Consider the following 24,875-nt stretch of genomic DNA (forward strand, 5'->3'; position numbering starts at 1 on the left):
TCAGTCCGCCTGAACGCGTTTTATCATCTGCTCGCCGCGCGCCGTTGCCGACGTCAGTTGCAGGGAGCGGCCAGCGCCGCTGGTTTCAATCCTAACCCGGATATCCGGCACAGGCAAAACACCGACGCCGCGCTGGGGCCATTCGATCAAACAAATACTGTTGTCGGAAAAATAATCGCGTATGCCCATGTATTCCAATTCTTCGGGGTCGCCAAGTCGGTAGAGGTCGAAATGGTAGATCAGACCCCGCGCCAGCTCATAAGGTTCCACCAGCGTATAGGTCGGGCTTTTAACCGCACCTGAATGACCAAAGGCGCGCAAAAAACCGCGACAGAAGGTGGTTTTACCCGCACCCAAATCGCCTTCCAGAAACCACACACTCCCGGGCGCGGCGATGGCGCCCAGCTTTTCACCGGCGGCGACTGTCGCCGCCTCCCCTTCCAGAAACTGCTTCACCCGTTGAGTACGCCTCTTAACTGTTCAATCACATCACTGGCCAGCATGCCCCGCTCACCGCCGAGTGCCGCTGCAGCATCGGCGGCGACACCGTGGGCGCAGACGCCAAGGCGCAAACTGTCGCTGGCACACAAACCCTGCGCCAGCAGCGCGCCCAGCACACCGCTCAAAACATCACCCATGCCGCCGCTGGCCATACCCGGGTTGCCATAGTGACTGACCGCCAGCCCCTGATCATCGGCAATCACAGTACCCGCGCCCTTCAGCAACACCGAAGCGCCCGTTATTTCTCTCAGTTTTGCTGCGGCGGCAAAACGGTCGCGATGGATATCCGCGGTCGTGCAATCCAACAGCCGCGCCGCTTCCCCCGGATGGGGCGTCATAATCGTTGCTGCTCTGCGCTGCAGCTCCGGCTTGGCACCCAGCAGATTCAAGGCATCTGCATCCAGCACCACCGGCAAATCACTTTTCAGAACTTCACTAAGCAGGGCTCTTCCCCAACGCTGCTGACCGAGACCGGGGCCAATGACCACCACCGAAGCCTTTGCCAGCAAAGACGCAAGCGCCGACACCGATTCAACACCATGCCCCATGACTTCCGGTCGGCTGGCCAGCAAACCCGGCAGGTGAGCACTGCGGGTCGCACAACTGACCAATCCGGCACCACTTCGCGCGGCGGCACTGGCGGCCAGCACAATCGCGCCCGCCATGCCTTCATCACCGCCCACCACCAGCACATGCCCGCAATGGCCTTTGTGGGCAGTGCGAGCGCGGGCGGGCAAAACCTCGTGCTGACACTCTAGCAACAGCCGTTTCACGGATGGCGGATCGCTCATTGCCGCATCGGGCGCTTCAAGATCGCTGAAATACAGATGACCAACACATTCAGCGGCATCGGCGGTAAACAAACCCTGCTTTAAACCAATAAAGCTCACCGTCACGCTGGCGCGCACGGCTGCGCCCAATATCCGACCGCTATCGGAACAGAGCCCGGACGGCACATCCACCGCCAACACCGGCAGGCCGCTGGCATTGATTGCGTTAATCGCCTCGGCAAAGGCTGGCCGCACATCGCCCTTTAGGCCGGTGCCCAGTAGGCCATCTACGATTACGCCAGCGTCCGGCAGCTCGCCACGCCAGGGTTTTGCCACAACACCTGCCGCCTCGGCGCGCTCGCGGGCCGTAAGCGCATCACCCGCACTCGGCGCATCGCCCACCTGCCACAGTCTTACCGTATAACCGCGCTCAACAGCGAGCGCCGCCATCAGGTAGGCATCGCCGGCGTTATTACCCTTGCCGCAAAAGACCTGCAGCGCATCGCAATCCGGCCACTGGGTTTCAAAGGTGGAAAACAGCGCCCGACTCGCCTTCAACATCAGCTGAATACCCGGGACGCCGAAATCATTGATAATCCGGGCGTCGAGGGCACGCACCTGTGCGGCGGTGTAGAGTTCTAGCGGCAAATTATCTGTGCAACGCAGCATGCGCAAACCCGATCTGGCAGAATAGCGCCTATCTTAACGCAAGCGCCATTTGTGCCACGAGCCCCATGCCAAGGATTCCACAGACCGATCTGAGTCACCTGGCCAGCGAAATCAAACGCTGGGGCGCGGAGCTGGGCTTTCAGCAAGTAGGCATTACCGACGCCGATATTCACAGCCACGCGGAAAAATTAAAAGCGTGGCTGGCCAAGGGCTTTCACGGCGATATGGCCTATATGCGCGAACGCGAGGGCCTGCGTGAAAACCCCTCAGAACTGGTGCCCGAAACTGCGCGTGTGATCAGCTTTCGGATGGATTACTTTCCCGATGAGGCCGATACCGCCGAGCGTTTGAAGCAACCGGAACAAGCTTATGTGTCGCGCTATGCCCTCGGCCGGGACTACCACAAACTGATTCGCAAGCGGCTTTCAACGATTGCCGAGCGTTTGCGCGAGGCAGGTGGCGAACACTGCCGCGCCTTTGTCGACAGCGCGCCAGTCTTGGAGCGCGGCTTCGCTGAAAAAGCCGGTCTCGGCTGGATCGGCAAGAACTCTATGGTAATCAACCCGAAGGCCGGCTCCTGGTTTTTTCTCGGCGAGATTTACACCGACCTGCCCTTGCCGATTGATCCACCGCAGGAAGCCTTTCACTGCGGTTCCTGCACCGCCTGCCTAGATGACTGCCCTACCGACGCCATCGTCGCGCCCTTTCAGGTAGATGCACGGCGCTGCATTTCCTATCTCACCATTGAACTGCACGGCGCGATTCCGGAAGACCTTCGGCCCTTGATGGGCAATCGGATTTTTGGCTGCGATGACTGTCAGCTGGTGTGCCCGTGGAATAAATTTTCGGAGGCAACACCAGAAGTCGATTTTTCGCCGCGCCACCAATTGGATCAAACCGATTTGCTGACTCTGTTTGCGTGGACAGAAAAGGATTTTGATCTCAAGACCCAAGGCTCGCCAATCAGACGCATCGGCTACGCGCGCTGGTTGCGCAATATTGCGGTGGCGCTGGGCAATGCTCCACACAACCGCGATATTATTTTAGCGTTAGAAGAAAAGCAGGGAACGGCGGGTGAGCTGGTAGACGAGCATATTCAGTGGGCGCTGAATCAGCAGCGCGCCCGGGCCTCAGCGAGCCCGGTGTCGTAGCAGCATCATAAAACCGAGCACGGTCATACCGATGCTGATGAGCAGCGTAACCACGATCAAGGCATCGCGCCCCTGACGCCCGGTTAATCCGGTCAGAAAATTCCACTTGTGCAGCAAGGCAAAAGACAGTCGCTCGATCCGGTCAATACGTCGGCTTTGATCGACCAGCACACCGCTCGCTGGATCGACAAACAGTTCTGTTGCCTCGTCGTCATTCAACGTCACTTGCCAGACTGGCAGTCGCTTATTGCGAAAATCGTAGCTGGGGCCAAAACGATAAACCGGAGTCACCGAATCAATCTCCGCACCGGGCTTAAACTGATTCGCGAGCCAGCGAGCATAGGTGGCGTCATCTAACTCAATCGCTTCACCCTGTGCATCCAGATACTGGGAGCCACCCGATTGCGCCCGGCCGGCAAAACGCGCTTCGCGATCAACGGCTTCTGCCTGTGCCGGCAATTCCACGCGATACCGCCAACCGGATTCGGTGGGCACAAGCGCAATTGCCGTTACCGGTTTACCGATTGCGCTGGCAGTATTCTGAATTCCCGCATCACCCTGAAAAACCATAGGCTGACCAAGACTCAGACCCGATTCCGGTTCGACATATTCTGATTGAATCAGATGATAAAAACCGCTCAGACTCCAAGCCAACAAAGGCAACCAGATACCGTAACCCAGCAGGCGGTGCCAGCGCCGCTTGCCGTCAGGAACTTTTCGCGAGGGCAACAGCAATACCAGCCCCAGTCCGGCACCGGCCAACAAAAACAGATTGACCATAAACAGGGCAATCAGCAGCACGCGGCCAGCGCCAAAAGCGTCCAGCCAGGCCCAGGTATGCAGCTGCACAAATACCGATTGCATCGCCGCTTTCGTGCGATTGTTCAGCGAGGCTAGCGCCGGGGTTTCAGTATGTATAAAGGCCGTAAGTTGATCGTCGCCGGCAAAGGTCACCCGATAAACGGGCAGCAGGCGATTTACCGAGGGGTATTCGCTATTAAATTCGGTTTGAAACTGAATATCCGCAATGTCACCTTGATCGCGACCGGTGTAGTACGCCGCCAACCATCGCGCCTGCCGTTCATCCTGACCGGCCAGTTCTGAACCAGAGTCCAGTGCAAAATAACGACGCGGCTTGTCTTCACTCTCGGCAACCTGCAACATGGCGCCATTGGCCGACGGCACAACTTTAACTACTCGCGCCTCTGCAAAGACGTTTGACGCAACAATCTCTGCAACCTGCCGCAGCGCATTGTCAGGCACGGTCGCCGACGGCGGAAACATCTTCGCGCCCTGAGGACCAAACCAGGCCATCAGCGGATGCAGCACGCCGGAAACCGCCCAACACAGAATCGCAATACCTCCGATCCACGCCAACCGGCGGTGCCACTGCATAAAAGTTTTCGTGGTCATACGATCAACACTCCGCCATCAGGCATCAATAACTCAGGCTGATACCGGCGAAAAATGCGCGGCCCTGACCGGGGGTATAGATGTTGGAATTCTCCTGAGACTGATCTGCCACGGTGGTGATATTGGCAATGTAATGCTCGTCTTCCAGATTCTCTGCTGACGCAAACAGCGAAATGGATTCGGATACTTGCCAACCCAGATTCAGACCCAGCAGGGTGTATCCCGGTGTACGCTCGGTGTTGGCAAAATCCACGTAGGGGCCGCTTGGCACCCGGCGCACACTCACACCCGCATACCAGCGCGCATGACTCAGACGCAGCTCGGACACGTAGAGCACATCCGGCACACCGGCCAGTTTGTTGTGACTGTAAGTATCGTCATCATCAAAATAGAAATCGTTAACCGTCAGCGCATTGCGCCAGGTCAGGGCCAGCCCCTGACGCTCCAACGCATCACGTGCGATGGCCACGTCCCAACCGGCTTCAAGCCCTTGGTGAATTGTGTCTTCCGCGTTATCGGTAAAGGACACAAAACCTCGCGCACCGGGTGCGCCAAAATCCAGCATTTCGTTATTGAGCCAGCTGCGATAAATCGCCACATCCCAGGACAGAGGACCGCGCTGGCCGCGCGTGCCGACTTCCAGTGTCCACGCACGCTGAGCGCTAAGTTCGGTAAAGGGCAGAGCACCACCGGAGGTTAGATCCGTCATCGAGGGCGGCTCAAAGCCACGACTGGCATTGACAAAAACCTGAACGTCATCCGCCGCATCCCAGAGCAAGCCCAAACGCGGATTGAACTGTCTGTGATCCACCTCACCGGCCGTTGCATTCAGAACCGCGTCGTTATCGCGAGTGGAACGCAGATATTGCAGTGCAGCAACAACCGACAGATCATCGCGCACTCTCAGGTCGGCCTGACTGTATACCACCGTGTTGCGGGATTCCTGATCCTGACGGGTACGCAGCGCACCCTCACGACCGCTATTGTTCTCGAAGGTTTTAGCGTCGTTATCGCCTCGGTTGTGGCGCGCGCCAACGACCCAATCCAGCGGCAGATTCGCCAACTGTGAAGTACCGGACAATTCGGAAAATACGCCCCACTCGGTTTCTTCGTGGTCAATAATGCCCGCAAAGCGGGTGATGGCGTGATCCAGTCCGCGATAGCTGTACCAGGCGCCCGCATCCAATTGGACATTTTCAAAACGGTAGACCGTGCGATTGGCAAAGCGCACCACTTCAAGATTGCGATCCCAGTCATCGGCCACAGGGCCGGGATCGAGCACCGTGACCGGACCACCGGGAAAGAAGGGGCCAATAATGACGGGCGAGGCGGTGGCTTCGCGGTCTTCCAGCGCGGTTTCCCGCGACAGGCTGCCCGCCAACTCAAAGGTGTCACGCAGGGCGGTGAAGTAAAAACGGCTTTCCAGCGCATCGCTCAGTTGCACGCCAATATTGCCGAACAGGTATTCGCTGTCGACCTCGCTGTGCTCGCGATAACCATCGCTGTTCAGGCGGGTCACGGTCAGGTAGCCGTCTACCTGTTCACCGGCGGCGGCCAAACTCAGGTTGCTGCGGCGGGTATCGTCACTGCCGGCTTCAACGCGCAGGCTGGCACCGGGTTCAACCGTGCGACCGGTGGCAGTGACGATATTGACTGCGCCACCCAATGAGGCAGCCCCATAACGGAGGCCATTGGCACCTTTGTAGACTTCCAGATAGTGAACAGACAAGGGGTCCATTTCTTGAAACTCGGTAGAGCCACTGGCGCGAGTGATGGGCACACCATCGCGCAGGACGGTCAGACCACGGCGCTCGTAACTGGAGTTCAGACCGGAACCGCGCAAAGAGATGCGGTTTTCGCGCTGCGCAGAAGTGTCAGCAAAAATACCGGGGGTGAAGACGAGGGTGTCGCCCAGGCTTTGGGCAAAGTCATCCAGAAAATCGCTGGATTCCACAAAGCCGATACCACCGGGGATGCGCTCCAGTTCGGCGCGGGCTTCCTGCAGGCTGGGGGCGGTGCGACTACCACTGCCCGCTACACCTGAGACTACGACTTCTTCGATAGCGTTGGTTCGCTGCCCCAGACCTTGTGCCACGGATATTTGTGAGGCGGCGAGAACTGCCAAACCGAAGATGCTTTTTCTAAGGACCATTGCCATTCCTGCATTGCCGGAACGTAAGGCCCGGACTCATACCATGATGGCGGTGCATCTTACGGATTTTCTTGCCTTGGAAAATGCGGCATAGCGTCGCAGGCTGGGCTTGCCGGGCATGGGTTCTGGATAGGGAGGGTTCGGAGTGTCGGCCCCGGTCCGGCGACTGGTGACTCTACCCAGACCGCCCGCAAGCCTTCCCAAAACCGCCTTGTCGCTGCGGAACTCGCGCTGCGCGCTCAGACAGTCCTCGCGAAACACAAGACGGTTTTGGGAAGGCTTAAACGCGGCCTGACTGGTCTGGGCAGAGCCCCCAGCCACCGGACCTACTCTTCTGCCAATACCCGTCATTGCGAACAGAGTGAAGCAATCTCCCGAATCCCGCGCCATTAATAGAAAGATTGCTTCGCTATGCTCGCAATGACGGGAGGGATACATACCTCCGTAAGAGGGCGGGAGGGGGAGGACCTTTCGAATCAGTCAGGGCATGTTTCGGCCAGCTGAAAAGGCCAGAGCCAAAAATTTACCGACAAAAGAGACGAGGACTGTCTGAGCGCTTTTCAGCGAGTTCCGCAGCGCTGGTCTTTTCAGCTGGCCGATGCCCGATTCGAAAGGTTCTACCCCTCCCGACCGAGCTAGTGGCACCCAACCAAACATCAATCCAAGCGAATAAAATGCTCACGATAATGCCGCAACTCATTAATAGAATCGCGAATATCATCCAGCGCCAAATGAGAGCCGTCTTTTTTCACCCCTTCAAGCACTTCAGGCCGCCAGCGACGGGCCAGCTCTTTCACGGTGGAGACATCCAGATTGCGGTAGTGAAAATAGGCTTCCAGACGCGGCATCTCGCGGGCCATAAAGCGGCGATCCTGACAGATGCTATTGCCGCACATGGGCGAGGCACCCTCGGGCACGTAGTTTTTCAGAAAGGAAATCGTCATTTCTTCGGCGTCGCGCAGGCTGTACTGACTGTTGCGCACTCGCTCGGTGAGGCCGGACTTGCCGTGCTGGCGGGTATTCCACTCATCCATGCCATCGAGCACCGAGTCGGGCTGATGAATGGCGACAACCGGACCTTCGGCGAGGGTATTGAGCTCGGCGTCGGTAACAATGGTCGCAATCTCGATAATGTGGTCATTGATCGTATCGAGCCCGGTCATTTCCAGATCGATCCAGATTAGGTTGTCTTCGTTTGCCATAGTGCCACCATTGTTTTTCGTCAGGCTGGATTGTAGCAAAAGCCCTGCGCGATAATAACGCTAACTCCCAGTCCGGCGGACGCATGGCAAAACGCAAAATCAATAAACAACAGCAGCGCAGAATTCAGGCTAAGCACCGCCAGCGCTCCCAGCGTGCCCGCGACGCGGACGTTATCGACAGCGATTCGCTTGGCCCGGAGCAAGTCGGCCAGGTTATTGAAAGCTTCGGCCGCCAGGTCAATGTGGAAAGCGAAGACGGCACCCTGACCCGCTGCCACCTGCGCGCCAACCTCGAAAACCCCGTCGCTGGAGACCGGGTGATCTGGCAAGCGGGTGATGAGGTAGGCGTGATTGTCGCCATCGAAGAGCGCCGCTCACTACTTAGTCGACCAGATTTTAACGGCCAGCCCAAATCCATTGCCGCCAATATTGATCAGATGCTGATTGTGGTGGCCGCCCAACCGCCAGCCTACGCCAATCTGATTGACCGCTATCTGGTGGCCGCCGAAGCCCACGGTTTAAAGGCAGTTATCGTGCAGAACAAATCCGATATCCCACTCGATGAGGCCACCGAGGCGATGCTGAAAAACTATGACGCCACCGGTTATTCCCTGTTGCGGGCATCCAGCAAAAGCGGCGATGGCCTGGACGAACTCAAAGCAAGCCTGAGCGGCGCCATCAGTATTTTTGTGGGCCAATCCGGCGTGGGCAAATCCTCGCTGGTCAATGCGCTGCTGCCGGAAGCCAATACCGCGGTGGGTGAACTGTCGCATGCCGCCGACAAGGGCCGGCACACCACTACCACCGCCCGCCTGTTTCACTTTCCGGACGGCGGCGATTTGATTGACTCGCCGGGGATTCGCGAATTCGGCGTGCAGAATCTGGATCGCGCAGCGGTCGAGCGCGGCTTTCGCGAATTTCAGCCCTATATTGATCAATGCCGTTTTCGCGACTGTCGCCATGAGAGCGAGCCCGACTGCGGCTTGCGCGCCGCTTATGAACGCGGCGAGATCAGCGAAACGCGGCTGCAGAGTTATCGGCAAATTATTGCCGAAATCGAAGGCTGAACGGCGCGGGCTCTGCCTGACGCGGGCGGTCAACACAGGTAGAATGCGCCGTCTACACAGGAGGATTGTCATGGCAGATCTGGAACTGCTGATTGAACCCGAACAGCTGGCGGAAGCGCTGGGCAGCGAAGAGCTGCTGATTATCGACACCTGCTCCGCCGACAATTACCGCACCCACCATATTCCCGGTGCGATCTACATTCCTCCGGCCGAGCTGCAGGCGGGCACAAAACCCGCCGTGGGCAAGATTCCCGAAAAGAAGCGACTCGATGCGCTATTCTCGGCGGCAGGCCTGAATGCCGACAAGCACGTGGTGGTTTACGACGATGAAGGCGGCGGCTGGGCCGGGCGCCTGATCTGGACGCTGGATGTCCTCGGCCACAGCAAGTACAGCTATCTAAACGGCGGCCTGCATGCCTGGCTCGCGGCTGGCTTGCCGGTTACCACGGAACTGCCCACCACCGTGCCCAGCAATTTCAGCGGTGAATGGCATGAAGACGTGATCGCCGAGGCAGTGGATGTGCTCGACGCAATCGACGATGAGGATCAGGCGATCTGGGATGCCCGTTCACCCGAGGAATACCGGGGCGAGAAAGTGGTGGCCCAGCGCGGCGGTCATATTCCGGGCGCCGTAAATATCGACTGGCTGGAGCTGATGGATCGCGAGCGCCAATTGCGACTGGTAGACCTTGAAGCCCTGCAGCAACGCCTGAACGAGTTGGGACTGACCAAAGACAAGACCGTGATCACTCATTGCCAGACCCACCACCGGTCCGGGCTGAGTTATCTGGCGATGAAAATTCTGGGCTACGACAAGATCAAGGGCTATCACGGCTCCTGGTCGGAGTGGGGCAACCGCGAAGACACCCCGATCAACACGGGCAATAAGCCTTAAAGCTTCGCGCGCAATGACGTGAATACAAAGAGCACTCATACACTCAAATAAAAGGACGAAGGCATTGAATACCCTGTTCATCATTGTGCAGTACCTGCTGCCCCAGCACCTGATTTCCCGGCTGGTCGGCCATCTGGCAGAGGCGCGCACTTTCTGGCTGAAAAACCTGCTGATCGAGCGCTTTATCAAGCACTACGGCGTCGACATGTCGGAAGCCGAAGAAGAAGATCCGCGGGTTTATCGCAACTTTAACGAGTTTTTTACCCGCGCCCTGAAAGCCGACGCCCGCAGCATCTGCAGCGGTGAAAAGGAAATTGCCTGCCCCGCCGACGGCGCTATCAGCCAGCTAGGCAAGATTGAAGAGGGCCGAATTTTTCAGGCCAAAGGTCACGACTATAGCCTGTACACCCTGCTCGGCGGCAACAACGAAGACGCCCTGCCTTTTAAAAACGGCCGCTTTGCTACCGTCTACCTGTCACCCAAGGATTACCATCGGGTACATATGCCAATGGACGGCAAGCTGATTGCCAGCCACTACATTCCGGGGCAGCTGTTCTCGGTTAACCAGACTACTGCCGAAAACGTCGACAAGCTGTTTGCCCGCAATGAGCGTTTGGTGTGCCTTTTTGAAACCGCGGCCGGGCCGATGGCGGTGATTCTGGTAGGCGCCATGATCGTAGCCGGTATCGAAACCGTGTGGGCCGGTCAGGTAGCGCCGCCTCCAAAAACTGTGCAGACCCGTCGCTTTGACCAACAACAGACCATCGAACTGAAAAAAGGCGAGGAAATGGGCCGCTTTAAACTCGGTTCTACTGTGATCCTGCTGTTTGGTGACGAAGTGATGGAATGGCTGCCGGGCTTTGATGCGGGCACCCCAACCCGGATGGGCGAAGCACTGGCGACCCTGTCCTGATTTTTTAAGCGCGCGGGTCTGATTCAGGCCCGCGCTGTCGGAAAGGCCAAGACCTCCGCCAGATTCTCTGCCCCCAACTGCAACATCAGCAAGCGATCAAAGCCCATCGCCACACCGGCACACGCGGGCAGACCGTGAGCCATCGCCGCTAGCAGCTTTTCATCCATTGGCGGGCACACCTGACCCCGCTCTTGGCGCAGTTTCAAATCCGATTCAAATCTGGACTTCAACTCACTGGCATCCAGCAATTCGTCGTAACCGTTGGCCAGCTCTATTCCCTCAACAAAAGCTTCAAAACGCACGGCGACCTCTCGCCCCTGCGCATCGCGCCCGCGTTTTGCCAAGGCAGCCTGCGAGGGGGGAAAGTTGCAAACCAGACTGTACTCGCCGCGGCCGAGCTTCGGCTCGATATCGTGACTGAATAAGAGATTGATCGCCTCGTCCCGATCCAGTGAAGCTGCTGGAATCCCGTGGCGCTGTTCAGCAAGCGCCCCTAATTCAGTCGCCTCCACGGCAAACAGATCAAGGGCGAACTCGCGCTCAAACAATGCCGCAAAGTCATAGCGCTGCACCGGGCGCTCACCCAGCACGGCACACAGCAGCTCACCCACCTCCGCCATCAAATCATCCAGCGAAAAACCTGGGCGATACCATTCCAGCATGGAGAATTCCGGATTGTGACGCCGACCGCTTTCGCCTTGCCTGAAGGCTTTGCAGAGCTGATAAATCGGGCCACTGCCTGCCGCCAGCAGGCGCTTCATGGCGTATTCGGGAGAGGTTTGCAGATAACGCTCGGCGTGAGCGAGAGAGAAGGCTTCGATGGCCGGATCGGTGACCGGAGCTGAGGCCAGCAGCGGAGTCTCGACTTCGAGCACGCCCCGCTGCTTGAAAAATTCACGCACCGTCGCGAGCAGCTCGGCGCGAGCCCGCAGCGCGGAGAGCGCTGCGGTGGGTTGCCAGTCAGACTGACTCAAGATTTAACGCGGTTCTGGTACTCGCCGGTACGGGTATCCACGCGAACCACCTCGCCTTCGCTCAGGAACAGAGGTACTTTGACCACTGCGCCGGTGCTCAGCTTGGCGGGCTTGGTGCCGCCTTGGGCAGTATCGCCTTTCAGGCCGGGGTCGGTCTCAACAATTTCCAGCTCGACAAAGTTCGCCGGAGCCACCGCCAGCGGGGCGCCGTTGTAGAGCGTCACGGTGGCCATGTCCTGCTCTTTCAGCCACTGGGCGGCATCGCCCACGGTAGCGGCGTCGGCCTGATGCTGGTCGAAGGTGTCCGGCTCCATGAAATGATAGAACTCACCGTCGTTGTAGAGGTATTCCATCTCGGTATCCATCACGTCGGCACCTTCCAGCGATTCGCCGGATTTAAAGGTGCGCTCCCAAACGCGACCGGTTTTCAGATTGCGCAACTTCACCCGGTTAAAGGCCTGGCCCTTACCCGGTTTGACAAATTCGTTGTCCAGAATGGAGCAGGGGTCGCCTTCCAACATGACTTTCAGCCCGGAGCGGAATTCGTTGGTAGAATAGGTGGCCATAACTTTCCTCAAAAACACGATACATTCGAAAGGCGCCAATGATACCGCTTAGCCAGCCACAATGGCAGTTAAAGGAAGGGCTGTTAAAAGACCGGCCTACTGACAGCGCAGCGACTGACTCCTGGCAGCAACAGCTGGCCGGCGCCTGTCGCGAGGTGCCGGCCCTGCTGGCGGCGCTCGGGCTCGATCCGGCCGAGGCTCCCTACCCGCTGGAAGCGCGCTCGGCCTTTCCATTGCGCGTTCCCCAGGCCTTTATCGACCTGATGCAACCCGGCAACTGGTTTGACCCGCTATTACTGCAAGTTTTGCCGCTGGCGCGGGAGAGCGAGCAGGCCCCAGGTTTCAGCCAGGATCCGCTCAAGGAGCGCGATACCAACCCGGTGCCGGGCCTGATCCACAAATATCACGGCCGGGTGCTGCTGATTGCCAGCCCGGCCTGCGCCGTGCATTGCCGCTACTGTTTTCGCCGCCACTTTCCCTACGAAGACAACACTCCCTCCCGGGCGGACTGGGATAAGGCGCTGGACTATATACGCCAACGGCCGGATATCACCGAAGTCATTCTCAGCGGCGGCGACCCGCTGGCACTCAACGACCGGCGACTGGCCGAGCTGGTGGGCGCCATCAACGCCATTGACCATGTCACCACGCTGCGCTTTCACACCCGGCTGCCGGTGGTGCTGCCCGACCGGATTTCGCCCGAACTATGCGACACCCTCCAAGCAATTGATAAGAAAGTAGTTTTTGTTATTCATTGCAATCACCCGGCAGAATTGGGAGAGGCGCTGGCGCGATCCCTTGGCAAATTGCGAGCGCTCGGTGTTACCCTGCTCAATCAAACGGTTTTGCTTAGCGGCGTCAATGACAACGCCGAGGCCCTGTCAGCGCTGAGTCGAGGGCTTTTTAATGTCGGCGTATTGCCCTACTATCTGCATCAGCTTGACCGAGTAGAGGGAGCTGCACACTTTGAGCTAACCGACGAGCAGGCACGTCAGCTGCACACCCGTTTGATGGAGCAGCTGCCCGGGTATTTGGTACCTAGACTGGTACGGGAAGACCCCAATATTGTTTACAAGGCACCTCTTGTCCAGGCCACCCCCGCGGGAAGCCAGTGAGGAAACAGACCATTATTAGACCCGAGAAGGCACTCGGGCGGGATATTGCCATGAGCGCGGCAAACTACACGGAAATTCACATTCCTCTGCCCCGGCAGAGTCTGGAACGTCACAGCCTGTTCGACCTGCACCCGGATGCGGTCGCGGATTGGCTGCGCACGCTGCCGAGCGCCAATCTCGGCGAAACCACCCGCCAGCTTTATCTGGCATTGGTGGAATTGAACAAGGTCAAGTGCAGCCCCAAGGATCGCCTGCTGATTCTCGAGCAAATCCGCCATTTAGCCCATGTCGCCAATCGCGGGCTGGAAAAACACTTTCTAAACCAGCCGGTGATATTGCCGGAACGTTCACGTAAGGTCGCTCAACTGGCCGACACCCTGAACAAACAAATGGCCATTGGTTACAGCCTCTGCGCGAACCAGTTTCTGTCCATGCATCGCCTGCGCCGGCCAAAGGACCAGCTGGCCATGGCCTTCCACCGGGCCATCACCGAACACAGCCTGGTTCTGCTGAGAAATTTTCAGCTCTACCGCAATGAAGAGCCGGGCTTTTGGAAAACCATCCACGAGCTGTTCTATCAGGCGTTAAAGCATAAAATCTCGCGGGAAAAAGTCGACGACGAACTCTGGGGCAACGGCACACTGGAGCAGTGTTACCTGCGCCCGATGCTGTTGTTTACCGCCCGCCCGCACCAGCTCAGACAAACCAGCCAGGCCGACGTATTCACCGCATTGAGCCAGTGGTCTCAGAACGCCAGGGTGCGCGGCGACCAGTTTGAGCAGTGCGTTTTCCTGTTCAAGCCCACCCGCGATGCGCCGCCGGTCTACCGCGAGCTGTGCGAGGACACCAGCGGCTGGCTGGGTATTGATGCCAAAGCCTTGTGCAAAGCACTGGAGCATCAACTGACAGCGGCCAACGAGCAGTCCAAGCCCGCCGCCGAAGAGCTGACCCCCACCCTGCTACAGCACCTGCACTCGGCCTGGAGCATGATGCAGGAGCGCAAGTCGGTGCGCGTCGATCGCAACGACGAGCTGCTGATTTCCCTTGGCTTGTTTTCAACGCACTTTTTCGCTTCCGGCGAGGAGCCCTTTAGCGAGTATATGCAGGAAGGCAGCAAAGCCTCGGAAATGGTGGTGGAAGAAGGCGACTTCCGACTGCGAAAACGCTTTGACCCGGACCGGGATGCGTGGGCCGAAGCCAATCAGCACGACGTGAACGACAAGGATCAAAAAGGCTATACGCCCCCGGCACTTTTGTCGAAAAGCATCGATTTCGAGCCTCGCAGCAAACAGGCGCCTACACCAAGCACTCGCAACTATCGCTACTATAAAGCCCGGATGGTCAATGCCAGCGAACGCGGCTACTGCATCAACTGGCCACCCGAGGAATCGGTAAAACTGCAGACCGGCGATGTGGTCGGCCTGCGCGAACGCAACGACCGCAATTGGGGCGTGGGCGTGATCCGCTGGGTTAAACAAATCAGCGCGACTGAACACCAACTGGGCCTGGAAGTCTTGGCCCGCGTGGCCGATACCTACAGCGCCAGATTGGTTCGCACCGGCTTGGCGGTCGGCGAATACCAGCGCGCACTCATGCTGCCACCGGATCGCGAGAGTGGCTTGCCAGAGCGAATTCTGATACAAAAGTCAGCCTTCAGGGAAGGCGACGCCATCGAGCTGCGGCGACCGGGACAGACCACCCGGATCAAGCTGCAATCCTGCGTGGTACAAACGCTGGGTGTGGGAACCTATCTGTTCTCCACCATGGTCAGGGCCGACAACAGTGAGACGGATCAGCGCCGCCAGGCTAGCCCGGCGGGCAACAAGACACTGGACCCGCTCAATAGCGGGCAACATAAAAACAAGCCTGAGTTCGATACGCTCTGGAAAGACCTGTAATCGTTAATCTCCATCTTATTGCGACGGATCACCGCATTGGTACACCGTCAAGATGGTAATCTTCACAGCTTTCCTGCAAATCGTAGCACCGTAAACTAGTGCGGCGGCCGGGCACCCGGAAGACTTTGGGCCGGCGATCGAACGTATGGAGTACTAAACAGCTGTAATGAATAGTAATACGCTCACCGCACTGCTTTTTGGGATCGATGCCAATCGCGCCGCCGCGCTGACCTCTGCCTTCCACAAGCTCGGCTACATCTGCCGACACACCTCGGTGGATGAGATGGGCCGCATGGGCAGCGCCATCCGCGACGACAAACCGGATCTGGTGCTGTTCGACGAACAGGGCTCGGCGATTGAGCTGAGCCACTGCCTCGACGCCATTGCCAGCCAGCAACTCGATTTGCCGGTGATTGTTCTCAGCGACAGCGAAAGCCTGATGCCGGACCACCAAGTCGCGGACGTGCTGCCCCCGGACCGCATAGAGCGCATTTCCCGAAGCTGTCTGCGCGAATTCTGGGCGCTCTATACCCGCCGCAACCTGAAAGCGACCGAACAGGAACTCAAGGCTGCCGAGACCCGCAGCGAGCAAATCCTGTCGCAGTCTGAAGAGGCCATTGCCTACGTCTCGGATGGCATGATTATCAGCAGCAACCGACTGTTCGCGGAATTCTGTGGCTTTGCCGATCCCGACGATCTGGATTTTCAACCCATCGTCGATCTGATCGCCGAGCAGGATCAGGATCGTCTCAAGGTCGCCCTGCGCAGCATCAGTGATGGCGAAAGCTCGCGCGTCAGCGTAACGGTGTGCCGCCAAGACGGCGAAGAAGCGGAAACCGGTATGAAGCTTGCGCCCTCGGTTGTGGACGGCGAGCAGTGCGTCCAGATCACCCTGCGCGACGAAGCGGGCGAGACCTCCGGCAGTAGCGTGGGCGCGATTGACCACACCACCGGCTTCGCCTCGGCCATGCGCTTTGTTCAGCAGCTAGAAGACGTGACCGCGCACGGCCTTGGCGGAGGCGGCGACGGCGCTTTTATGCTGGTCAGCCTTGATCGCTATTTAGAGCTGCGCAATGAGGTTGGCATCGGCGGCTGCGGCCAGATTGCCGCCGATATTGCCGAGCTGTTGATGTCTCACTTCCCCAAGGCCAGTTACGGTCGTATTGATGGCGATCTTTTCGGGATTATCCTCAACAACATAAGCGCCGACGACGCTCTGAAACAGGCTAAAAAAATCTGCAAAGAGGCCGCTGGTCGGGTCGTCACCGTCGACAAGCTCAGTATCAATTACACGCTCAGTATCGGCATTCTGCCCATCACCAAAACCAAACTTGCAGCAGCAGTCGATCTGCTCGACAACCTGGTAAGCGTCTGCGAACAGATACGCGAAGAAACTGGTGATAACGGTATGGGCAATGGCGCCGCCCTCTATGTGCGGGCTCGCCAGCAACTGGATCAGAAAAACGATCCGATGACGCTGTTTGAAGACGCTCGCGCCGACAACCGACTGCAACTGCTGTTTCAGCCAGTGGTCAGCCTGGCAGACGAAGATCGCCACTACTATGAAGTCACCCTGTCTCTGAAGGATCAGGAAGCCGACGAAATCAGCGGCGAGCAATTGCTGCGAGCGCTGGAAAGTCAGGGCAAGAGTACCGAGCTCGACCGCTGGATTATTGTCGAGGCGACCAAGCAGCTTACCCGCAGCAAGCAGGGCGGCAAGCCAGTCAGCCTGATCATCAACCTGACCTGCAACGTATTCCGCGACCGCAATCTGCCAAGCTGGCTGGGCGTGGCCTTAAAAGCGGCTCAGCTGTCGCCCGCGACACTGGTGCTGCAATTTGAAACCACCGCGACCACCCGCATGCTCAAACCAGCCATTGCGTTCAGCGAGCAGATGCGCAAGCTCGGCGCCGCCGTCGCCCTGAAGTCCGACTCAGCAGGGGGGGATGATCTGCAGGTAATTCGCCAACTCAACCCCTTACTCACCAAGCTGGGCGCCAGCCCCAAAGACAGCGAAACCCTGAAAGAGGCAATCACCAACCTGCAAGAGGTAGGCAGCAAGACGGTGATTCAGGGTGTGGATAGCGCCGCCACCCTGGCGACGCTGTGGCAGCTCAAGCCCGACTATGTGCAAGGCAGCTACGTGCAAGCCCCCAGCACCGAACTGGATTACGACTTCGGTGACGAATAGGTAGAAAGCTGCCTGGAAGGATCAGTCTTCCGTGTGGCGATCACTAATCCCCAGCAGGTAGAGAATACCATCCAGCCCCAGCGTGCTGATGGACTGTTTGGCGTTTTCGCGAACGATGGGCTTGGCGCGGAACGCGATGCCGAGGCCGGCGATGCTGAGCATGGGCAAATCATTAGCGCCGTCTCCCACCGCAATCACCTGCTCCAGATTAATACTTTCACGCTCAGCCAATTCGCGCAGCAGCTCCGCCTTGCGCTCCCCGTCTACAATCCGGCCTGACACCTTGCCGGTGACGCGCCCCTGCTCAATCTCGAGCTCGTTGGCGTAAACGTAGTCAATGCCGAGTTTGTGTTTCAGGTAATTGCCAAAGTAGGTAAAGCCACCGGACAGAATTGCCGTTTTGTATCCCAGCTGTTTCAAGGTAGACACCAATCGCTCGGCTCCCTCGGTCAGCGGCAGACTGCGAGCAATACTGTCGAGCACGCTGGCGTCGAGGCCTTCCAGCAAGGCAACGCGGCGGCGAAAGCTTTCCGCAAATTCAATCTCACCGCGCATCGCCGATTCGGTAATCGCCGCCACCTGCTCACCGACGCCTGCCGCGGCTGCCAGCTCATCGATCACCTCGGCCTCAATCAGGGTCGAATCCATATCGAAACACACCAGTCGGCGGGTGCGTCGATACATGTTGTCTTCCTGATAGGCGATATCAATATCCAGCTCACTGGCCAGCTGCATGATGGAGTTGCGGAAGGTCGCCTTGTCGTCAAGACTGCCGCGCACCGACATTTCCACCGAGGCCTTGGTCTGCTCGCTCACGCCTTCCAGCGGTACCCGACCGGACAAGCGATCAATGCGGTCGATGTTCAGCCCGTACTTGGCAATGATGGCGGTCACCTTGGCCAGATGATCGGCGGTGATTTTGCGCGCCAGCAGGGTCAGAATATGGCGCTGCTTGCCCTGACCGGCCACCCACTGACCGTAGCTGTCTGCGGTAACCGGCGAGAAGCGCACCTGAAAACCCAGCTCGTGGGTGCGGAACAGAATATCTTTGAGCACGGACGAGGAATCGGCGCTGGTCGGCACTTCAATCAGAATGCCCAGCGACAGCGTGTCATGAATGACCGCCTGACCAATATCCAGAATATTGACGTTGTGCGCGCCGAGAATACTGGTGATGGAACTGGTAACGCCGGCGCGATCATCGCCTGCGATATTGATCAGAATGATTTCGTTCACCCACAACCTCTGTCAGCCCGAGTGCGCCGACAAGACAACGCACGGTAAAAATTTCCGGTGGCTATTGTAGCGGCAGCGGGCAGTTCACACCATCGAACGGCAACTTCGGTATACTGGCGCCAGCCAAATAACAGCCGATAACATGCCTGATCAGATTTCACAGCTTTTCTCTCGCGCCCTCAGCGGCCTGCTGCGCCTATCGCTGCCGGTAAAATGCGCGTTATTGATTATTGTCGTGCTGGGCCTGCACAGCAGCCTGCTGCTGCTCGCCAGTGCCCGCGGCAACGCCCAGCTGATGAGCGAACAACACCAGGTGTTCGCCAGCCAGTGGGTCAAACAAGTGGCTTTTCAGGTTCAACAGGGGCTACTCCGCAATGATCGGGTCGCGCTGCTGAATGTGCTCAACCAACACCGCGACAACCCTCTGCTGGCCTACGCGAGCGTGACCGACAGCGACGGCGGCGTACTGGTTGAGATCGGTCGCAATCGCGGCGAGTGGCGCCGCTATTCTGCGCCGGTAATGATTGGCAATGACCTCGCAGGAAGCGTGACGCTCGCCCTGGACCCGGCGGCCGCTGAATCGGCCCAACTCAATCTCAATGCTCAGTTGCTGATTCTCGGCGCGATACTGGCCGCGTTGGCAGCCGCTCTAACACTGGGACTTGGACGCCGCATCGATCAATTGCTGCAGCGCGCCAGAGCCAACCTGTTACACCCGGGCGAACAGGCCGAAGCACTCCCCTATGCCGGGAATGACAGCCTCGGCGACCTGCTGCGCACCTTGAGTGATCCCCCGGTTGCTGTGCCACCGATGGCGAGCCTGGACGTTGAGTGGATCGTGGTGCAAGTATATTGGAGCAGTTATTCCCGACTGACCCAGCAGTGGGGCCGCGCTGAGCTGGAACGCCGATTGACCCGCAGCCACAGCACCGCCCTCGCCCTGTGTCGGCTTTACCACGGCGAACTGAAGGTTTATCGCCGCGATGGCCTGACCCTTCGCTTTGCCGCGACCGAGGGCGGCGACCCCGCGCTGCTGCGCGCCCTGTGCTGCGCCCACCTGATCCTGCAGCTCGACGCCAAACTGGGCGCCCGGCCGGCACTCGGCGTGATTCGTCATCGCGGCACCCGGCTGCAACTGGAAGCTACCGAGGCGGCATTGGCCGACAGCCTGAGCGCCCTAGACGGCAAGGGTATTCGCCATCAGTTGCCCCTTGATCTCAAGGAAGCACTGCCCGCCTGGGCCAGCGATAGCGGGAACGGGATTCAGATTGAAGCGCGCTTTCAGAGTCTGCTCGACCGCCAGCAGCGCAAGCTTGAGGAACAATTGAACGGCGGGGAATGAAGGGGCGCGGCTCACGCCGCGCCATTGCTTACGCCGGATTGATTACCAGACCATCCACCTTCTGGAAACCGCGTGGCAGTTTGTGGCCGCGGCGACCGCGCTCACCCAAGTAGTGCTCCAACTCTGAGAACTTCAGGTTCAGATAGCGCTTGCCGGAGAATACTCGCAGGACATCGGTCTCGTTGATCACCGCAACCGCCACTACGTACTCCTCACGCGCCGCTACCCGCGCCGACGGAATGCCAATCATCTTGTTGCCCTTGCCCCGCGACATTTCCGGCAACTCGGCCAACGGGAACACCAACATCCGGCCCTCGGTGGTAACCGCCACCACATGACCATGCGCATCATCGAGTGGCACCGGATTCAATACCTCAGCCCCTTTCGGCAGCGTCAGCACCGCCTTGCCCGCGCGGTTTTTACTCTGCAGGTCACCCAGCTTGGCCACAAAACCGTAGCCCGCATCCGAGGCCAGCAGTACGCGCTGATCATCGCTGCCCATCAGCATGCCATTGAACACAGCCCCGGAAGGCGCATTCAGACGGCCGGTGACCGGCTCACCCTGCCCCCTTGCTGACGGCAGGGTATGAGCCGCCACCGTGTATGAGCGGCCGCTGTTGTCGAAAATGATCACCGGCTGATTGCTGCGCCCCTTGGCGGCCAGTTTGAACTTGTCACCAGATTTATAGCTGAGCGCTTCGGCGTCGACATCGTGCCCCTTGGCGGCGCGAATCCAGCCCTTTTCAGACAGCACGACCGTGACCGGATCAACACTCATCAGCTCTTCTTCCGAGAAGGCCTTGGCATCGGTACGCTCAACCAGTGGTGAACGGCGATCATCACCATATTGCTCGGCGACTTCTTTCAGCTCCTTGCGGATCAGGTTTTTCATTTTGCGCGGCGAGCCCAAAGTGGCTTCCAGGTTGTCGCGCTCGGCGGCCAGCTCGTCCTGCTCGCCCCTAATCTTCATTTCTTCGAGTTTGGCCAAGTGCCGCAATTTCAGTTCGAGGATGGCTTCAGCCTGGGTATCGCTAAGTCCAAAACGCTCCATCAACACCGGCTTGGGCTTGTCCTCAGTGCGGATAATCGCAATGACCTCATCAATATTGAGGTAGGCAATCAGCAAGCCTTCCAGAATATGAAGCCGGGCAAGCACTTTATCCAGGCGATACTGCAAGCGACGACGGGTGGTTTCGGTGCGAAACTCCAGCCACTCGCCCAGCATGCCGGTCAGAGATTTGACCTGTGGCCGGCCGTCAATGCCGATCACATTGAGATTAACCCGATAGGTTTTTTCGAGATCGGTGGTGGCGAACAGGTGATTCATCATCGCCTCGACGTCCACCCGGTTGGAGCGCGGCACAATCAACAGGCGCGTCGGATTTTCGTGATCGGACTCGTCACGCAAGTCCGCCACCATCGGCAGTTTTTTCGCCTGCATCTGCTGGGCAATTTGCTCGAGCACTTTTGAGCCCGAAGCCTGGTAGGGCAAAGCCGTTACGATGACATCGCCGTCTTCCTTGTGCCATGTAGCGCGCATTCGCAGGCTACCGCGGCCCGTCTCGTACATCTTCTGAATGTCGGCGCGCGGCGTAATCAACTCGGCGCCGGTGGGGAAATCCGGCCCCTGAATATGCTCGCACAGATCTGCGACGGAGGCCTTGCTGTTGTCGAGCAAGGCAATGGTGGCGTTTACCACTTCCCGCAGATTATGCGGCGGAATGTCTGTCGCCATGCCAACTGCAATACCGGTGGTGCCGTTGAGCAGCACGTTGGGTACGCGTGCAGGCAGGACCGAAGGCTCATCCATCGTGCCGTCAAAGTTCGGCACCCAGTCCACGGTGCCCTGCCCCAACTCTGACAGCAGCACATCGGCGTAGGCCGTAAGACGCGATTCGGTATAGCGCATGGCCGCGAAGGATTTCGGATCATCCGGCGACCCCCAGTTGCCCTGACCATCCACCAGCGGGTAGCGGTAGGAGAAGTTCTGGGCCATGAGCACCATGGCTTCATACGCGGCCGAATCGCCGTGGGGGTGAAACTTACCAATAACGTCACCGACGGTACGCGCCGACTTTTTGAACTTGGCTGTCGCCTTCAAGCCCAACTCGCTCATGGCGTAGACAATACGGCGCTGCACCGGCTTCAAACCGTCGGCGATATTGGGTAGCGCACGGTCCAGAATGACGTACATGGAATAATCCAGATACGCCTTCTCCGTATAGGCCTTCAATGGCAGCTGTTCGACACCATCGTTGGCAATAGTTGTTTGATTTTCCATCAGTTATATCCAGATTGTGGCTAGTGACCGGCACGTATTTCAGCGGCCATTTATTAATATTTTCCCATGTGTTACGGGTATTTACCTAGTTTCTGCCGCCAACCTCGCCCCTATACTGAGCCTGCAAGTTAACGCTGAATAGATCACCCTTGGGGGGTGCAGATGATGCAGAAAAACGGAAATGTTGTCAGCCTGAAACAACATCAGACAGCAACTCAGCAAGCTGCTCTTGATGATATCAGTGCGCAAGCCTTTATGTTTCTACGCGAGCAAGCGCAGGAAAACAAGTTGCCCATGCGCGATGTGCTAATGGAACACCTGCTCGGCATCGCGCTTGTCATCAAAGCGGTAGAAGGCCAGGAAGAATCTGCCCGCGTGCTGAACGAGATTGCCCAGCAAATCGACGGCACAAACGCCTGACGCGGACTCCGCAGTGAGGTGAAGGCCTTACTGCGGAAAGTACGTATACGGCAAGCACTTTCCCTTAGTTTCAAACAGTTCCTCAAGACTTATAGTTAAGACACACTTTCAGACATTCGATTACTACACCCTTAAAGGGAGTCAGCCATGCGCACGCCCATCAAAATTGTACAACTGCAGGAATACCGGGAAACGTCCCGACAGGAAGTAATCGACGAAATCAGCACCGAAGCCTTTATTCTGGTCCGCGATGCCGCTCGCGAGCATGGTCTACCCATCAAAAAGGTGCTGGTCGAGCACATGCGCGACATCGCAACGATTCTAAACAGCGTTGACGGCCCAGAGGCCTTGGCCGAAATTCTCAACAGCATCAGCCGTCAAATCAAACACGACTGATATCTACCTCAATGCGCTGTGGTTTTCGATTTTCCACAGCGCTCACAGCGATACACCGTCACCAATTTCCCCTGCTTCACATCAAACCGGTTTTTCGTTTCCACCTTCCACCGATGATGCCCTTCCCGGCATAGCGTGGTTTTTCCCGAACCCGGTTTTTTCCGGCCCGGCCGGAACTCAAGCACATCACCCATAAACCTCTTTCCCTGCCACCCAGGCAGCGATTAGTATACGCGCCTGCCCACCGTAGCGCCTGCGGACGTGCCACCCGCCGAGGAATGTTTGATGAAAATCGAGAAAAACCGCGTTGTGTCCTTTCACTACCGATTGAGTGAGCAGGGCGGCGCCGAACTGGAAAACAGCTACAACGGCGAACCGTCACTCTACCTGCACGGCGCCCGCAATATTCTGCCCGCACTGGAAAAGGCCTTGGCCGGGCTCGGCGTTGGCGACAGTACGACCGTTGATCTGAGCGCCGCACAGGCCTACGGCGAACGTCAGGAAGGCCGCGTACAGCGCATTCCCGCCAAGTACCTCAAGCACGAGGGAAAAATGAAACCGGGACAGATTGTGCGCTTTCGCGATGACAAGGGTATACAGCAGGCCACCGTTATCAAAGTGGGCAAGTTTTCAGTGGACGTGGATACCAATCATCCACTGGCGGGCAAGAGCCTGAGCTTTGCCATTGAGATTGTGGATATCCGCGAGGCCAGCGCGGAGGAAATTGCTCACGGCCACGCTCATGGGCCGGGCGGCCATCAGCACTGAGCCGACGAGGTCAATCGGCTCAGCTGTCCTGTTCTAAAAAGAACTGGGCATTGCGGATCAGCAGATTGCGGCGATCGAATTGAAATATAGCGACGCCGCGCTTCTCGACCTTACCCTCGCGGTAAAACACCGTCGCGGTCGTTACCCGACCGGCTGACAACAGCTTTTCAACGCGCAGGCTGCCCGCCGGAATATCCCAAAACGCAACGCGGGCGTCATGGCCATAGGGCCAGGCGATCATGCCATCATCGGTAAACAGCCGCTCCAGCGCACGATTCTGCTTCTGGTTAAAGGCACTGACCAGCGTCTGCACCTTTTCCTTGCCGGCCTCACCGACCGTTTCCCGCGCCTGCAGAAAACCGGACAGGCCTGACAGGCCCATATGGCGCAGCATGCGCCAGAAAGAGGAAATGCCTGCCACGGCGCTCGCCAGACCGTACTGCATTTGCTGACGCAGCATGGGCTGAAGTTCCCAGTGGGCGGCCAGACGTTTGATACGAACTTCACCGTTTTCCGTAGTCAGTTCGTAAAGCAGATGCATCGGCACCCGAACCTTTACTTTTTCCGACATGCGAATCTCGATATCGAGATCACGCACAACCGCGCCGGAACAGACCACGTCGTAGTCCACATCAAAGCGGATGTCGTTGGCGGCAATAAAGGTTTCGTAAAATCGGCTCAAGGGGCTCTGACCACTGTCGTCCGGCAGATTGATCTGGGGTTTGGAACCCACCGGATCTTCCACCACCGCACAGTCTGCAAACAGTGACAGCCATTCTGGCTTGTTATGCACCGCAACCGCGGCCGGAGAGCCTTCAACGCAGGCGAGGCAAGCCTGCTTATCTCGGAGAAGCGTTCGCATTGGCATTATTCACACTACATTGGCAACGAGCGGAGAATAGGCAGCCCCCTGCACTGGCGCTGTGAAATTTTCACACTTTACCTCGGCAAATGC

Annotated in this window: 22 protein-coding genes; 11 read left to right on the top strand and 11 right to left on the bottom strand. The window is 58.1% G+C overall.

All coding sequences use genetic code 11. From position 1 onward, the window contains the following. The gene (gene tsaE / locus FHR99_RS13895) at positions 1–456 is read right to left on the bottom strand and encodes a tRNA (adenosine(37)-N6)-threonylcarbamoyltransferase complex ATPase subunit type 1 TsaE (RefSeq protein WP_183411310.1); all 456 of its coding nucleotides are present in this window, start codon (positions 454–456) and stop codon (positions 1–3) included. Next, positions 453–1,940, bottom strand: a complete 1,488-nt coding sequence (locus FHR99_RS13900; protein WP_183411311.1) for an NAD(P)H-hydrate dehydratase — start codon at positions 1,938–1,940, stop codon at positions 453–455. Before FHR99_RS13900 ends, tsaE begins: the two co-directional genes overlap by 4 nt. Before the next feature lie 65 nt (positions 1,941–2,005). Here FHR99_RS13900 and queG point away from each other — a divergent pair, with 65 nt between their 5' ends. Further along, positions 2,006–3,091: a tRNA epoxyqueuosine(34) reductase QueG gene (gene queG, locus FHR99_RS13905; protein ID WP_183411312.1), complete on the top strand. Its 1,086-nt coding sequence runs from the start codon at positions 2,006–2,008 to the stop codon at positions 3,089–3,091. Here the strand turns inward: queG and FHR99_RS13910 are convergent. The 4 genes from FHR99_RS13910 to orn all read right to left on the bottom strand — a co-directional run bounded on the left by FHR99_RS13910 (position 3,071) and on the right by orn (position 7,858). After that, a complete protein-coding gene (locus FHR99_RS13910; protein ID WP_183411313.1) occupies positions 3,071–4,504 on the bottom strand; it encodes a PepSY domain-containing protein in 1,434 nt (477 codons plus the stop codon). The genes queG and FHR99_RS13910 overlap by 21 nt on opposite strands. 25 nt (positions 4,505–4,529) lie before the next feature. Beyond that, a complete protein-coding gene (locus FHR99_RS13915) occupies positions 4,530–6,656 on the bottom strand; it encodes a TonB-dependent receptor family protein (RefSeq protein WP_183411314.1) in 2,127 nt (708 codons plus the stop codon). A 36-nt stretch (positions 6,657–6,692) separates the two neighbouring features. Next, on the bottom strand, positions 6,693–6,977 hold the full coding sequence (locus tag FHR99_RS13920) for a hypothetical protein (RefSeq protein WP_183411315.1): 285 nt from the start codon (positions 6,975–6,977) through the stop codon (positions 6,693–6,695). 335 nt (positions 6,978–7,312) lie between these two features. Then, entirely contained in the window at positions 7,313–7,858 is a 546-nt protein-coding gene (orn, locus tag FHR99_RS13925; RefSeq protein ID WP_183411316.1) for an oligoribonuclease, read from the bottom strand. Positions 7,859–7,941: 83 nt separating this feature from the next. Between orn and rsgA the strand changes: the two genes are divergently transcribed. The 3 genes from rsgA to asd all read left to right on the top strand — a co-directional run bounded on the left by rsgA (position 7,942) and on the right by asd (position 10,733). Then, a complete protein-coding gene (gene rsgA / locus FHR99_RS13930) occupies positions 7,942–8,925 on the top strand; it encodes a small ribosomal subunit biogenesis GTPase RsgA (RefSeq protein ID WP_183411317.1) in 984 nt (327 codons plus the stop codon). 70 nt (positions 8,926–8,995) lie between these two features. Further along, complete coding sequence (locus tag FHR99_RS13935; RefSeq protein WP_183411318.1) at positions 8,996–9,820, top strand: sulfurtransferase; 825 nt, start codon at positions 8,996–8,998, stop codon at positions 9,818–9,820. Between the two features lie 64 nt (positions 9,821–9,884). After that, entirely contained in the window at positions 9,885–10,733 is an 849-nt protein-coding gene (gene asd, locus FHR99_RS13940) for an archaetidylserine decarboxylase (protein WP_183411319.1), read from the top strand. Between the two features lie 23 nt (positions 10,734–10,756). Here the strand turns inward: asd and epmA are convergent, their stop codons facing one another. Both epmA and efp read right to left on the bottom strand, forming a co-directional pair. Continuing rightward, a complete protein-coding gene (gene epmA / locus FHR99_RS13945) occupies positions 10,757–11,707 on the bottom strand; it encodes an EF-P lysine aminoacylase EpmA (RefSeq protein WP_183411320.1) in 951 nt (316 codons plus the stop codon). After that, a complete protein-coding gene (gene efp, locus FHR99_RS13950; protein ID WP_183411321.1) occupies positions 11,704–12,273 on the bottom strand; it encodes an elongation factor P in 570 nt (189 codons plus the stop codon). The genes epmA and efp overlap by 4 nt, the downstream gene beginning before the upstream one ends. A gap of 38 nt (positions 12,274–12,311) precedes the next feature. Between efp and epmB the strand changes: the two genes are divergently transcribed. The 3 genes from epmB to FHR99_RS13965 all read left to right on the top strand — a co-directional run bounded on the left by epmB (position 12,312) and on the right by FHR99_RS13965 (position 17,477). Then, positions 12,312–13,388: an EF-P beta-lysylation protein EpmB gene (epmB, locus tag FHR99_RS13955; protein ID WP_183411322.1), complete on the top strand. Its 1,077-nt coding sequence runs from the start codon at positions 12,312–12,314 to the stop codon at positions 13,386–13,388. 50 nt (positions 13,389–13,438) lie between these two features. Then, a complete protein-coding gene (locus FHR99_RS13960; RefSeq protein WP_183411323.1) occupies positions 13,439–15,286 on the top strand; it encodes a hypothetical protein in 1,848 nt (615 codons plus the stop codon). Positions 15,287–15,452: 166 nt separating this feature from the next. After that, a complete protein-coding gene (locus FHR99_RS13965; RefSeq protein WP_183411324.1) occupies positions 15,453–17,477 on the top strand; it encodes an EAL domain-containing protein in 2,025 nt (674 codons plus the stop codon). A gap of 21 nt (positions 17,478–17,498) precedes the next feature. Here the strand turns inward: FHR99_RS13965 and serB are convergent, their stop codons facing one another. Further along, positions 17,499–18,713 carry a phosphoserine phosphatase SerB gene (serB, locus tag FHR99_RS13970; RefSeq protein ID WP_183411325.1) on the bottom strand — a complete coding sequence of 405 codons (1,215 nt, stop codon included), beginning with the start codon at positions 18,711–18,713 and terminating at the stop codon, positions 17,499–17,501. A gap of 142 nt (positions 18,714–18,855) precedes the next feature. On the opposite strand from serB, the gene FHR99_RS13975 reads away from it, so the two are divergent. Then, positions 18,856–20,055, top strand: a complete 1,200-nt coding sequence (locus FHR99_RS13975; RefSeq protein WP_183411326.1) for a hypothetical protein — start codon at positions 18,856–18,858, stop codon at positions 20,053–20,055. A gap of 28 nt (positions 20,056–20,083) precedes the next feature. Here the strand turns inward: FHR99_RS13975 and parC are convergent, their stop codons facing one another. Continuing rightward, on the bottom strand, positions 20,084–22,336 hold the full coding sequence (gene parC, locus FHR99_RS13980; protein ID WP_183411327.1) for a DNA topoisomerase IV subunit A: 2,253 nt from the start codon (positions 22,334–22,336) through the stop codon (positions 20,084–20,086). A 165-nt stretch (positions 22,337–22,501) separates the two neighbouring features. Between parC and FHR99_RS13985 the strand changes: the two genes are divergently transcribed. The 3 genes from FHR99_RS13985 (at position 22,502) to FHR99_RS13995 (ending at position 23,920) form a co-directional block, all read left to right on the top strand. Continuing rightward, positions 22,502–22,756 (top strand): hypothetical protein, encoded by a 255-nt coding sequence (locus FHR99_RS13985; protein ID WP_183411328.1) that lies wholly within the window; start codon positions 22,502–22,504, stop codon positions 22,754–22,756. Positions 22,757–22,903: 147 nt separating this feature from the next. Continuing rightward, positions 22,904–23,152: a hypothetical protein gene (locus tag FHR99_RS13990; RefSeq protein WP_183411329.1), complete on the top strand. Its 249-nt coding sequence runs from the start codon at positions 22,904–22,906 to the stop codon at positions 23,150–23,152. A gap of 285 nt (positions 23,153–23,437) precedes the next feature. Beyond that, positions 23,438–23,920: an FKBP-type peptidyl-prolyl cis-trans isomerase gene (locus tag FHR99_RS13995; protein ID WP_183411330.1), complete on the top strand. Its 483-nt coding sequence runs from the start codon at positions 23,438–23,440 to the stop codon at positions 23,918–23,920. 19 nt (positions 23,921–23,939) lie between these two features. Here FHR99_RS13995 and FHR99_RS14000 read toward each other — a convergent pair whose 3' ends face one another. Continuing rightward, positions 23,940–24,782, bottom strand: a complete 843-nt coding sequence (locus FHR99_RS14000; RefSeq protein WP_183411331.1) for a nuclear transport factor 2 family protein — start codon at positions 24,780–24,782, stop codon at positions 23,940–23,942. Positions 24,783–24,875 lie beyond the last annotated feature (93 nt).

The sequence above is a fragment of the Litorivivens lipolytica genome (assembly GCF_014191715.1).
GTDB lineage: Bacteria > Pseudomonadota > Gammaproteobacteria > Pseudomonadales > Spongiibacteraceae > Litorivivens > Litorivivens lipolytica.